The following is a 13,126-nucleotide window of genomic DNA, read 5'->3' on the forward strand; positions in this document are numbered from 1 at the left end:
TTAAGATGAAATTTTGACAGAAGCATTCATACCTGGAAGTACTTTGTCTGATGGGTTTTTAATTGAAATTTTCACTGCTACTTTTTGCGTTACTTTTGTATAGTTGCCACTTGAATTAGTTGCTGGCAGCATATTGAATGTTGAGTTTGTCGCATAACCAATTTGTTCAACAGTTCCTTCAAATGTTGTATCAGGATCTCCATCTACAACGATGTCGACTTTGTCGCCTTTTTCAATGTTTTTAATATCTGTTTCTTTAATATTTGCTGTAATGTAAAGCTTGCTTAAATCAATTGTTTCACCAAGAACTGTACCAGGCTGCACTTGTTGATTGTTTTGTACTTCTTTTTTGACTAATGTGCCATCAGCCACTGCTTTAATGTTTGTTTTTGTTTGTCCTTCAACTTTTGCAACTGTGCTGTCTTTTTCTACTTCGTCACCTTCGTGGATATCCCAGCCTTTGATTTGTCCAGCTGCTGGTGCTGTAATTTGGTACATGTCACCTGTCACTTTTGCCTCGTCTGTTTTAACAAAGTTTGTGCTTTCGTAGTAGTAATAAGCACCTCCGGCAATAATGGCAAGAATCACAATAAGGCCAATAATGTTCGTTAGCAATAAACGCCCTCTGTTCATGTTTTGTTTCTCCTTTCATGTATAAAAATATAGTGTCATCTGCTTTAGCAAACTTAGAATGCCCATCATCTGACAGAATATGAAACAAGCTCAACAATCTGTCCTTTTCCCTTCATCTACTCCCGCCCCTATCATGGTGTGCAGCCCATTTATACTTATTGTTCACTTATGAGCAAAGAGCAGAAAAAGAAGAAAAGACGATCGGCATCTTTTTTGAAAAACTTATATTTAACAAGATTAAATATTAATAAATGAAAATTGAAATGTCAAAGAGAAAGTTTTACTTTTTTTTTTGGCGATCCTTTCCTTCTCCACACAAAAAACCTTTCAGCCCTTATGCTGAAAGGTTTTTTCAAATGTGCTCGTTATGAAAGAACTTCTTCCTGCTGAAAAAATTTTTTTAGTGCGAGAAAAACGTCTGATTTTTGCTTCAAAATATAATGCTTAAATTTCTCATCCTGAATGTGCTTATATGCTGACATTAACGTAGAATGCCGGTTGTATTGATTGACTTCACCATAGCAGAATAAATTGGCTTTTTTCATGATTTCAGAAACAAGTTTCACACACCGGGCGTTGTCTGAGGTCAAATTGTCACCATCAGAAAAATGAAAAGGATAAATATTATATCGCGACGGCGGGTATCGTTCGTCTATGAGCTCTAGTGCCTTTCGATAGACAGACGAGCAAATGGTCCCCCCGCTCTCACCCCGTGAGAAGAAATGTTCTTCGTCTACCACCTTCGCCTCTGTATGGTGGGCAATAAATTCAATATCGACCGTCTCATACTTTGTCCGTAAGAAACGTGTCATCCAAAAGAAAAAACTTCTCGCCATATATTTTTCCCAAAGCCCCATACTTCCGCTCGTATCCATCATCGCCAAAACAACGGCTTTCGACTCTGGTTTGGTCACTTCATTCCACGTTTTATACTTGATATCCTCTGGGTAGATTGGATAAAAGGAGGGACTGCCTGTCATCGCATTTCGTTTAAATGCCGACAGCATCGTTCGTTTTTTGTGGATATTTCCTGTTAACCCGGTTTTGCGAATATCGTTAAACTCAATTTGTTCAACAATGATGTCGTCAAGCTCCTTTTGCTTGAGGTTTGGCAGCTCCAGTTCACGAAACAGTGCTTCCTCGAGATCCATTAATGAGACTTCTGCTTCGTAATAATCCTCACCAGCTTGATCACCAGCACCCTGCCCCTTTCCTTGACCCTGCTTGCTGTCTGAGCCGTCACGCGCAACAACATCGCCAACCTCGCTGTCTCCATCACCTTGACCCACATGTTTATTTTTGTCGTAGTTATACCGAATTTTATATTCATCTAATGAACGGATCGGAATTTTCACAACATCTTTTCCATTCGACATGATGATGCTTTCTTCTGTGACAAGATCCGGCAAATTGTTTTTAATCGCCTCTTTGACTTTTTTCTGATGACGCTGCTGGTCGTCATAGCCTTTTCGATGGAGGGACCAGTCTTCCTGGGACACAATAAACTGACTTTTTTCTTGCCGGGACATCCATCCCCCTCCTCACCTATTTGCACAATTCTTCTAACCATCGATTCCTTTATCCTATGCTGCTCGTCATCCAAGTTGACGATCATTTCTAAAAAAGACATTACCGGTGCTGATGCGCCAATAATGCCTCCTTCATTTATTAACGATTCAGAAGACTGCCTACATATTTTAAAAGTTCATTCGCACTTGTTGAATTATAGCCATGCTCATCAATTAATCTAGCCACTACTTCATTGACCTTCTTCAGCTGCTGTTCATCCGGTGTCTTCGTCGATGTCGTAATTTTCACCACATCTTTTAGATCAGCAAACAGCTTTTTCTGAATGGCCTCCCGCAATCTCTCATGTGAATTATAATCAAAGCGTTTTCCCTTTCTCGCATAAGCCGAAATACGAATCAGAATTTCTTCTCTAAATGCTTTTTTGGCGTTTTCAGAAATGCCGATCTGCTCTTCAATTGAACGCATGAGCTTTTCATCCGGATTCATTTCTTCACCCGTTAACGGATCACGCAGCTTGTTTTTATTGCAGTAAGCCTCGACATTATCTAAGTAATTATCCATCAGCGTTTTCGCAGACTCCTCATAGGAATACACAAAGGCCTTTTGCACTTCTTTCTTCGCAATATCATCATACTCTTTTCGCGCGACTGAAATAAAATTCAAATAACGCTCCCGGTCCTCGCTGGAGATAGACGGATGCTGATCAAGCCCTTCTTTTAAGGAGCGAAGAACATCCAGTGCATTGATCGATTCCATATTCTTTCGAATGATGGTGGATGAAATTCGGTTGATCACATACCGCGGATCAATTCCGCTCATCCCTTCGTCATGAAATTCCTTTTTCATCTCATCAATGTCGACTGATTGGAAGCCTTCGACACTTTCTCCGTCATACAGACGCATTTTTTTCACCAAATCAATATCAGAACGCTTCGGCTCTTTCAATCTCGTCAAAATGGAGAACATTGCTGCTACCTTCAGCGTATGCGGGGCAATATGCACATCTGAGACATCACTTTCTGAAATCATTTTATGATAAATGCGTTCTTCTTCTGTGACCTTTAAGTTATAAGGAATTGGCATCACAATAATTCTTGAATGCAAAGCCTCGTTCTTTTTATTTGAAATAAACGACCGGTACTCGGTTTCATTCGTATGGGCGACGATCAATTCATCTGCACTAATTAAGGCGAATCTTCCTGCCTTAAAATTCCCTTCCTGCGTTAATGACAGGAGGTGCCAGAGAAATTTCTCATCACACTTTAACATCTCCTGAAACTCCATCATCCCTCGGTTTGCTTTATTGAGCTCTCCATCAAAGCGGTAGGCGCGGGGATCTGACTCTGATCCAAATTCAGCAATGGTTGAAAAATCGATGCTGCCTGTTAAATCGGCAATGTCCTGAGATTTCGGATCAGACGGACTAAAGGTACCAATGCCGGTCCGTTTATCTTCAGAAAAAAAGATCCGCTCGACCCTTACATCCTCAATTCTGCCGCCATATTCCTCTTCCAGTCTCATCATGTTCAGAGGCGACAAATTCCCCTGCACACGAATCCCATATTCTCTATAGAAATCCTCCCGCAGATTTTGCGGAATGAGATGAAGCGGATCTTCATGCATAGGGCAGCCTTTGATCGCATAAACTGCGCCATGATCTGTTAATGAATATTCTTCAAGTCCTCTTTTCAATCTAGTGACAAGCGTCGATTTCCCCCCGCTTACTGGTCCCATCAGTAATAAAATACGCTTCCTGACGTCTAGCCGCTTTGCAGCAGGGTGAAAATATTCCTCTACTAATCTTTCGAGTGATTCCTCTAACCCAAACAGCTCCTGATCAAAAAATTTGTAGGTTCTGACCCCATTCTCCTCTTCAATCCCGCTGTCTTTAATCATATGATAAACGCGAGAATGAGCAGATTGAGCGACAAGTGGATTTTCCTTAATAATGTCTAAATAATCGCTGAATGTGCCTTCCCATTTGAGACGCTGCTCTTCTTCTCTGTGCTGTTCGATTTTCTTTAAAATATCCATATGAACCTCCTCTTTCAAGATTGAAGCTAGAAATCAGATACTGTTTTACAATCTATGCGGAGGCGTCCTATTACATGCTTTCGTTCTTCAAAATGACGAATTGGCAAACTGAATTGACAACCATCCGCAAGACCCTTCATAATAAAGGAAAAATAGGAGAAAAATGATTTTCTTCTCCTGCTTTTCAAGGTGAACTTCACATCATATGAAACAGGCAGCGAACGGAACAAAGGGATAAGGGGGAGCTTATATGAGAACGGTCATTATGATGGGCGTCATCATTACGTTTTTAGTATCCATTTTCACTGCTGGCTACGAAGGCAAGCCTGGTAAATGAAAAAAAGGATGTTCCATTTGCGGAACATCCTTTTCATTTTCAACATGTCAAAAAAAGTGATTTCACATAAAAAAGCCGAGTTCAGTATCTCGGCTTTTATCATGATCTTATATGAGATCGCGATATTGCTGCTGGCGAAGTGCCTCATATACAAGAATGGCTGCCGTATTCGACAGATTCAGAGAACGAACATGCTCTGTCATCGGTAAACGAAGACAACGGTCCATATTTTGTTCAATCAAATCTTTCGGCAATCCACTTGTCTCTCTTCCAAACACAAAGAAATAGTCTTCATCCAGCTGAGAGTAATCAAATGTTGTGTGCGGCTTTTGACCAAATTTAGTGATATAGAAAAATTGCCCCTTCGGATGTGCCTCAAACAATTCATCAAGTGAATCATGATAGACCACATTGGCATATTTCCAATAATCGAGTCCTGCACGCTTCAGCATTTTGTCATCTGTCGAAAAACCAAGCGGACGAATCAGATGAAGGGTTGTATTTGTTGCTGCACATGTACGCGCAATATTTCCAGTATTAGCTGGAATCTCTGGTTGATATAAAACGACATGAAGTCCCAAAAAAGTTCACCTCTAATTTTCTTTTCCGCTCAACATTATACCACTAACTATCCTTCGCGGCATCGTCCAAAATGTGAAAAAACATATATCGAATAGCAGGTGTATAGGCAGTCGAATCCTCATATGACCAATAACGCATGCGGGAGTCATACGTCTGTGCATTCACAAGAGGCATTCCGCCTTTGTCATGATCAACGACAATGGTTGTATGATTATACCTTCCATCACCTTCAAAATCGTAGCAAATGACATCACCAATTTGAAGCTCGTGCGCTTCTTTGAGTTTCTTTGCTCTCAAACCCGCTTTTGAATTCGCTAAATAATTTTTCATCGAATGAGCCACCGTCCAGCTATAGCTCCACGTATGCGGACGCACCCACCAGCCAGACCCGCGGTTCGGATACCCTCTCGTTGGCGCATTCCCTGCTTTCAAACATTGTGAAATAAAATTTGTACAGTTATCTTCAAAGTTTTTATAGGCTGGATTCCGTTTATTCCAATATGTCTCCGCATACTTCACGGCAGCCCGCCGGTCATAATGAAAGGCTCTCCCAAATTGATCTTCGGTCTGAAAGCGCTCATCCAAATGCTCTTCCCTTTGCCGCTCTTCTAACATCATCCGATCTTTGACAAGCATGTTGTTATAAAGAAATGCTTCTCTTTTTTCCACCTGTTCCTCTAAATAAAAAGAATCGTCTACATCCTTGCATACATATGTGAGATGAGCAAGGTACTGCACATGCTGAGCCCCATCATCTTGAATGGCTGAATCGAGAAGTTTTGTTTTTGCTTTTGCCTTCACAATCTCAACCTGTCTTCTAGCAAAAAGCTCTTTTTTCCGCTCTACTGCTTCCACATCAGACATAAGCTGCGGCTGTTTGATTGCACGGTCATTGATTAAATACGCCAGCCTGTCTTCTAAAGTTTTCTCTAATAATTGTTTCACACAGACACCACCAAACATTTTTTAAAATCTTTGTTTGGTTCATTCTATGTTCACAGGGATGTTATTTAGTATTTAAAGGTGTCTGCAGGAGCTCAATCCCTTTCACAATCTCCTCTTTCGCTTCTTCATCACTTTCCCGCTCAAGGGCCTTTTCCAGCTCTGGGAGCTGCTGATCATCGCCAATTTTGCCAATTGCCCATGCAGCCGTTCCCCGAATGACCGGTCTTGGGTCCTTGTGCATCAGCTCAATTAATACTGGTAAGGCAGATGTATCTTTAAAATGAGCGAGTGCCAAAATCGCATTCCGCTGAATGGGCTTTTTCCCCCGCCATGAACCTGAAACATGACCGTATTTTTCCTTAAACTCACGATTGCTGATCGTCAGAAGCGGCTTTAACAGCGGCTTCGCAATTTCAGGGTCTGGCTCCATTTCAGGATGCAGATGAAAGTCTTTTCCTTTATTGATCGGGCAGACAGTTTGACATGTATCACACCCGTACAATCGATTCCCTATTTTCGAACGAAATTCGTCAGGTAAAAAGCCTTTTGTCTGCGTTAAAAATGAAATACACCGCTGAGAATTCAGCTGTCCTGGATTCACCAGCGCACCCGTTGGACACGAATCCACACATTTATTACAAGTTCCGCACTGGTCTTCAATTTTCTCATCCGGTTCAAATGGGACATTTGTGATCATTTCAGCCAAATACACATAAGATCCAAACTCTGGCGTGATAATCATACAGTTTTTTGCACTAAAACCAATGCCAGCACGTTCTGCTACAGCACGATCAGACAATTCTCCTGTATCCACCATTGATTTTGTCCGTATATCAACATGTTTGCTTCGCAAAAATTCTTCGAGCATATCAAGCTTTTTTTTCAGCACAACATGATAATCCGTTCCCCATGAAGCCCGGCAAAAAATCCCCCGTCTCGCATCCTTTGTACTTCGAGGAGCATCTTTCATTTTGGAAGGATACGCGAGCGCTATCGCAACAATTGATTTGGCCTTCGGAAGCAGCAAAGAAGGGTTTGTCCTTTTTTCAATGTCAGGCTCTTCAAAGCCTGACAAATACCCTAACGATTCATGTAAGATGAGGCGGTCCTTTAATGAATCAAATGTGTCGGCACTTGCAAATCGAATTTTATCGACACCAATTTCTTTCGCATATTGAATCAATTCTTCTTTTAATTCTCCAACATGAATCACCTTGCAAACCTCCTTTCTTTGTTTCTTCTGTTGTTTTCAGTATAATACGAGTGTATCATGACCGATTGGAGTGAGTCACTGTGAAGATACATATGGAAATTTCTCATCATCAAAACCCGTCTATCCATGTTGGACAGATTGAATATTCGCATATTGAAGTGGGTACATCACCTCAAATGTTAAAAGGCCGCTTACGCCTGTTTCAAGAATCTTTATTTTTTGAATACGAAGATAAAGTTTTAGAAGAAGTACCAGCCATCAAAGAATGGACGGATATTTTAAAAGACGTTCCTTTCCTTCCACTTCTTTCTGACATCCAAAAGGAACAATTTATTGACTCAACCAATTCCGTACAGGATTTGTCGATATTTTTCTCACTAAAATATTTCTTACCTATCCTGACTTTAGATGCCGATCGCATCAAAGGACCGCTTTCACTGGCAAAACATGAGGCTGGTCACATCGAATGGCAGGACAGCGCAGGACTGAATGGATTATTTTCTCAAGCAAGTAAAGCACAAATTTCTCAAGACACAAAGAACATTCTTCAAATCATCCTTTTCCCGCCATCTATTTCCCGGGAAAAGAGTGAAGCTCTTATTCAATCCTTGACGAAGATGTTTGTACAAATACATGGCGGAGAAAGCAAATATGAACTCATTGAAAAAGCACTGTAGCCTCACAGTGCTTTTTCACATTATACTGACATAATAAAAAACGCAACACTTCGTTTATCTAAGAAACGAAATACTGCGTTATAAACAAAATTATGTATTGGAGCGGGTGATGAGAATCGAACTCACGACATCAGCTTGGAAGGCTGAGGTTTTACCACTAAACTACACCCGCATCAATCTTTTAAAAGCAACGTCATCGCGTTGACTTTTATTATGTTACAACTTTCTTAACAATTCGTCAAGAGAATATGAAGATTTTTCGTCAAAAAACTTCATATTCTCCGTATATATTACGATAGTTATTTATCTAGCTGGATATAAAATAAGTATGCATGTGACTTATTTTTCAGCGCTTGCTTTGGATTCTTCTGAATTTCCTCAAGCATTGGTGAACTTCCATCCTTCCCCATTGCCGCTGTATACGCAATCAGTGCCTTTCCTCCAGAAGCAACTTTGACAGTTTCAGATTGTGCAGAAAATACATAGTCACTTACTTTGAACGGAAAGCTTGATGTCGCTTTCGTCATTCCATCATTCTTTTTATTTGACCAAATACTAAATTGTGATTCATATGTATCTTTCTCATGATGTAATTGAAGAAGTACATTCACCGTTTGGTCGGTTCCATCCTGGTGTAAAGTAAAGGTAGCAGATGATGCTTCCTTATTCACTAATCGTCCATTTTTGTAATGACTCCCGATAAACGTAATACTCTTATTCTTCTTCGTTAATCCTTTCAGTGTCAGAGCCACCTTTTCATTAGTCGTTGCTGCTTCTAGTAAGTTTTTTTCTTTTTTTGAGAGTTTCATTTGTTCGATGGTTACTTGGTTTTTAGTGGCAGGATCTGTTGTTATTGTCGAAACCGCCTTTTCGGTTGTCGTGGTTTCTTCGGCCTTCTCGCCGCATCCTGCTAATAGAAAAACTGTGAATAAAAGAATGCTCCATTTTTTAACCATTGTGATCCCCTTTGATGTTTTTTATTTCTTATTATACTAAAATTTGGTCGGAATACAAAAAAAGGTTAGGAGAATTCTCCTAACCTTTTGCTTTTTTCTGTTTCATGGCTGATAGGAATGCCACAATGAGAAAACTCACAGCAAAAATCACCATCATATAAATAAAAAAGTTTGGCTTGATCTGAAAAGTAAATGCGGACGAGCCTTCCATCTCAAAAGCGAGACTGTTAAATAATAAAGCATCATTCGTTTTTGATTGAAATAAATGATAGAACAGTACACCGATTGTCAGCATCGGAAAGCCTAAGAATCCTAGAAAACTACCAACTATCGCGCCTTGTTTCATCGCCTGAACGTTCATGATCGTTGTCCTCCCATTCCCCCAAGCAATAGCTGCTTCATAATGGACTTACCATCCCCCATAAACGGAAGAAGATAGAGTAATTGAATAAAATACGTGATTGAAAAGATGAAAAAAGCTGTCGAAACCGGGTTTTCTTTTAGAAATAAAATGGTGACAATGATGCCTGCTGCGCCAATCACACCGGGAACAAGCGGTCCAAGCAGCGTAATCCATACCTGCTTTTTCTGAAATGGATCTAATACGGGCCTTACAAACTTCACTGACATCATGTCACTCGCAAAAAAGCCTTGAGGACCATCCCGTCCTGCAAATTTTCGATGCGCATAGCCATGTGCCGCCTCATGTAAGGCGGTTCCGGTAATTAACCCGAAATAAATAATCGTAAAATAAATCGCAATGGCTGCAATCGACGGATCAGGAATGAATAAAAAAGCGATCCCTGCCATGACCATGAAAAGCATCCAGAAAAAGATGATTTTTCGCGTCACCATGAGCAAAGCCGTCCCAAAAATGTGAAGGAACGAGTGACCAGTACAATCAAATCGTTCCTTCATTTTGATTTGATACTGCTTGAAAAATTGGCAGCAGGCTGTCACAATCCGATATGGTGAATGATAATGAATAGACAGCAAGTGATGCTGATTCAATCCCATCATCAGCTGATAAAAATCACGAGCAATCACCGACTCATCGACCTGAAACAAATCGGCGAGCTCTGCGGTAATACTCGCTTCTGTTCTTTTACCGTCCACTTTCGTTAACATATGATAGGCACTTTCATTGATCGGGAGTGTGCTTCCATACTGCGTATCCGTGAGATGCCTCTTTTGTAAGGTCACATACGGCGCTAGTGCCGGTACCCGCTCAATCTTTAGCTTATTGTTAAGAAGTTGAATCATGTGAATACCTCCATGAAAAACCTTTGTATATGGCAAAGATGAGCAGACCCTCAAATGCAGCCACAAGCAGCCATTGAAGCGTTTGACTCGACGCCCCTATGACATAGTTTCCAATAAAAACAATCGGAATCATGAGTAAAATAAGCGCTCCAAATGAAAAAATGCCTGTATAGGGATTGTTTCGATCAAGAGGAAGTAAAATACCTACCATATAAAAGAGCGCAGTCGCATTGCATAACACAGCGGCACCAATCAATGCGTGCCAAATCTGATCAGGAAGCGTCAGCGTTGTCAGCATGAATAAAACAATTTGCAGTACACCTACGAGCAGAAGGCCGATAAACTTATACAAAGCCACTTCCCACGATCTCAGACCAAATGTTTTATACATGCCCAGCATTCGTTTATCATTGCCAAACGAATTGAAGGCTGTTAATCCAGCAAGAGCGCAAAGAACAAAAAACGCTTCTTCTTCAAATCGGAATCCAAACTGATAACGAACGAATAAGATCACAATAAGGAGAATAAGAAAATTTAAAATATTTTCTTCATTTCGCACCTGTGATTTCATTTCCTTCACAATAAGTGACCACTTTTTTGAAGAAGAGAATGGCAGCTTGTGTAAAAAGGTTAACGCTTTTTTCTCTGCCATAATCGGCATCATCGCCAGAGAAACAAATGCGCCGCCTGCCGATAAGAGGATGATCAGAATCAAGATGGCATAATTCACCTCTTCAGGAGGCATTCCTTGTGCCGCTAGGAAAAACGGAGCTGTCAAATACATCAAATGATAATCAAACTGAATATATGATTGCTGAATTTGGCTAATATCAAAGTGCGTCAATCCATACGTGACAACCAGTGCCAATAAAACAAATATCGCTGCAAATTTTTGCAACGGTAATCTTAATTTCAAAACGAGCAAATAAGTGATATTGTAAATAAACTGCAGCAGCATTAAGACAAAAAGCGACTGCAAAAGCACCATCAAAAAGAAAGTAAAGATAAAGAAAATACCTATTCCCTGGGCAATAAAATTAGGTAAAAGCAGGATGCCGATAAAAAATAAAACAAGCCCTGCCACCACTGTCACCATCGGAATGAAGTATCCAAAACTTTTCTGAAAGGTAGAGAGCGGGAACCAGCTCAGCTGCATAGAAAACCGGTCTTGTTCAGGTGTTCTGACCTTGATCAAAACGAATAACAAGCTTGTAAAAATAGAAGCATTGATCGCCATTGACACGACAAGTAATCCAAGTGAACGTTCATCTCCATTTAAGAAAGCCTTCATAAAGACACCTGTAAAGCTGTATCCGATAATGGCTCCCATTGTGACGGCAAACAAAAAGAATAAGACCACAATGATTCGCTTCGTTTGAGTATCAAAGAGCTTATACATCTCCTGCTGCCACATTTTAAGCATCATTTTAGAAATGATTAATGATTTCATCAAAATGTGCACCCCTATCACTTAACATTGAAGCTTTCAGAAACACCTGTTCCAGTGTGCTTGATTGATACTTCTCCTTTAAGGCTGAGACCGTCCCTTCATCCATTTTATTTCCTTTAGAAATAATGGCGATTTTGTGGCACAGCTCTTCCGCTGAAAGCATATCATGCGTTGAAAGCAAGATCGCACCATGGTGCTCGGCATACCGCTTCATCAGTTTCTTTGTGTTTATAACCGCTTCAATATCAAGTCCTCTAAAGGGCTCATCCATGATCACCAATTGACTATCAAGCATAAATGCAGCAATCAGCTGTGTCTTTTTTTTCATTCCATGTGAATAGGTTTCGATCGGTCTTGATAAAGCCGAGTCCATATCAAACAGTTCAATTAGTTGATTTCTTCTGTGAATTGTTTTACATTCATACATAGAAGAAACAAAATCTAAATATTCAGCACCAGTCAATGCTTCAGGGAGCAGCAGGTCATCTGGAACATAGGCTACTTGTTTTTTAAAGGATGGTTCATCATTTGGGACGTCCTGCAAGTGAATCCTTCCTTCTGTATGCTTAATAATGCCGAGTATACAGTTAATCATCGTTGTTTTACCCGAACCATTCGGTCCAGCAACAGCAACGATTTGATGAGGGTCGATCTTTAAATGAAAATCATTGACAGCAGTCACGTTATTTTTATACGTCTTGGTTAAATTCTCGATCGTAAACATATAACCTCCAAGTGTCTGCATATTCTTTAAAAACAGATCAGGCTAAACCGCCCGCCACAGACGGTTTAGCCCTGGTGTCTTATCTAAGAAGCAAAAAGATGAATCCTAAGTATAGCTACTTACATTCAATTTTGACTTTTAAGCCACTTTCCCACTGAACGGCTCCTGTAAAGCTACCCTTGCCGTTTGCGATACACCAAACTGCTGCTCCTAGAACGACTGTTGCTCCCAATCCAAGAAGGACAGCAACAAATACTAAGAACCAAGCTTGGTCCATAATAGCAGGTTCCATAGTGGAATAGTCAACTTGCGGCGCTGCATAAGTCATACTTTTCACCTCCCAGCTTATGATGATCGTATCATAGGCGTTACACTCCAAACATCTACAGAACATCCCATTTTTGACCGAACATACATTTGATTAAAATGTGACTTTTTATTCAATTATTCACTTCCAACTGCTTAAACCCTCTCTTATTTACTAGATTTTGACACCCCATAAGAACCACAAAACCCATTTAATGTCATTTCCACCATCTTTTTTCTCCTTTTTTTCAAATAGTCCATATTTATCATCAATCATATTTATTCTTTCTTTTTTGTGAGATAGAAAGAATTCCCCCGATATATCAGATAAAAAAGTCCTGATTATATGTCGTAATAACGCCAATTATGAAAAATTTACTGATCATTCTGATAAAAGAGTGGGCATATTTCCCTTCTTTTCTTGACTCTATAAATGTGTATATACAAGAAAAGCGATTGGGAAAAAAGCCCTTACT

Annotated in this window: 13 protein-coding genes and 1 tRNA gene; 1 reads left to right on the forward strand and 13 read right to left on the reverse strand. The window is 40.2% G+C overall.

What is annotated here, in order from left to right; genetic code table 11:
- From EV579_RS04865 to queG, 6 genes are all read right to left on the reverse strand, one after another.
- Nucleotides 1-633, reverse strand: coding sequence for a biotin/lipoyl-containing protein (locus tag EV579_RS04865; protein ID WP_133744044.1), 633 nt, complete (start codon nt 631-633; stop codon nt 1-3).
- Between the two features lie 365 nt (nt 634-998).
- Complete coding sequence (gene yhbH / locus EV579_RS04870; RefSeq protein ID WP_024426618.1) at nt 999-2,162, reverse strand: sporulation protein YhbH; 1,164 nt, start codon at nt 2,160-2,162, stop codon at nt 999-1,001.
- A gap of 139 nt (nt 2,163-2,301) precedes the next feature.
- Nucleotides 2,302-4,197: a PrkA family serine protein kinase gene (locus EV579_RS04875; protein ID WP_024425326.1), complete on the reverse strand. Its 1,896-nt coding sequence runs from the start codon at nt 4,195-4,197 to the stop codon at nt 2,302-2,304.
- Between the two features lie 444 nt (nt 4,198-4,641).
- On the reverse strand, nt 4,642-5,115 hold the full coding sequence (gene trmL, locus EV579_RS04880; RefSeq protein ID WP_034282301.1) for a tRNA (uridine(34)/cytosine(34)/5-carboxymethylaminomethyluridine(34)-2'-O)-methyltransferase TrmL: 474 nt from the start codon (nt 5,113-5,115) through the stop codon (nt 4,642-4,644).
- Between the two features lie 43 nt (nt 5,116-5,158).
- The gene (locus EV579_RS04885; protein WP_073204454.1) at nt 5,159-6,061 is read right to left on the reverse strand and encodes an amidase domain-containing protein; all 903 of its coding nucleotides are present in this window, start codon (nt 6,059-6,061) and stop codon (nt 5,159-5,161) included.
- A 61-nt stretch (nt 6,062-6,122) separates the two neighbouring features.
- On the reverse strand, nt 6,123-7,271 hold the full coding sequence (queG, locus tag EV579_RS04890; protein ID WP_024427417.1) for a tRNA epoxyqueuosine(34) reductase QueG: 1,149 nt from the start codon (nt 7,269-7,271) through the stop codon (nt 6,123-6,125).
- Nucleotides 7,272-7,354: 83 nt separating this feature from the next.
- On the opposite strand from queG, the gene EV579_RS04895 reads away from it, so the two are divergent.
- Nucleotides 7,355-7,951, forward strand: a complete 597-nt coding sequence (locus EV579_RS04895) for a hypothetical protein (protein ID WP_243837380.1) — start codon at nt 7,355-7,357, stop codon at nt 7,949-7,951.
- Nucleotides 7,952-8,049: 98 nt separating this feature from the next.
- On the opposite strand, the gene EV579_RS04900 is transcribed toward EV579_RS04895, so the two are convergent.
- From EV579_RS04900 to EV579_RS04930, 7 genes are all read right to left on the reverse strand, one after another.
- Nucleotides 8,050-8,123, reverse strand: a tRNA-Gly gene (locus EV579_RS04900).
- A 127-nt stretch (nt 8,124-8,250) separates the two neighbouring features.
- Entirely contained in the window at nt 8,251-8,907 is a 657-nt protein-coding gene (locus tag EV579_RS04905) for a hypothetical protein (RefSeq protein ID WP_133744045.1), read from the reverse strand.
- Between the two features lie 79 nt (nt 8,908-8,986).
- Nucleotides 8,987-9,268 carry a hypothetical protein gene (locus EV579_RS04910; RefSeq protein WP_024425332.1) on the reverse strand — a complete coding sequence of 94 codons (282 nt, stop codon included), beginning with the start codon at nt 9,266-9,268 and terminating at the stop codon, nt 8,987-8,989.
- Nucleotides 9,265-10,170, reverse strand: a complete 906-nt coding sequence (locus EV579_RS04915) for a PqqD family protein (RefSeq protein ID WP_133744046.1) — start codon at nt 10,168-10,170, stop codon at nt 9,265-9,267. Before EV579_RS04915 ends, EV579_RS04910 begins: the two co-directional genes overlap by 4 nt.
- Entirely contained in the window at nt 10,154-11,620 is a 1,467-nt protein-coding gene (locus tag EV579_RS04920; protein WP_073204446.1) for a hypothetical protein, read from the reverse strand. The genes EV579_RS04915 and EV579_RS04920 overlap by 17 nt, the downstream gene beginning before the upstream one ends.
- Entirely contained in the window at nt 11,598-12,344 is a 747-nt protein-coding gene (locus EV579_RS04925; protein WP_025093295.1) for an ABC transporter ATP-binding protein, read from the reverse strand. The genes EV579_RS04920 and EV579_RS04925 overlap by 23 nt, the downstream gene beginning before the upstream one ends.
- Before the next feature lie 115 nt (nt 12,345-12,459).
- The gene (locus EV579_RS04930) at nt 12,460-12,672 is read right to left on the reverse strand and encodes a hypothetical protein (protein ID WP_024425336.1); all 213 of its coding nucleotides are present in this window, start codon (nt 12,670-12,672) and stop codon (nt 12,460-12,462) included.
- Between the last annotated feature and the right edge of the window lie 454 nt (nt 12,673-13,126).

The sequence above is a fragment of the Bacillus sp. BK450 genome, from assembly GCF_004364885.1.
GTDB classification, from domain to species: Bacteria; Bacillota; Bacilli; order Bacillales; family Bacillaceae; genus Bacillus; species Bacillus safensis.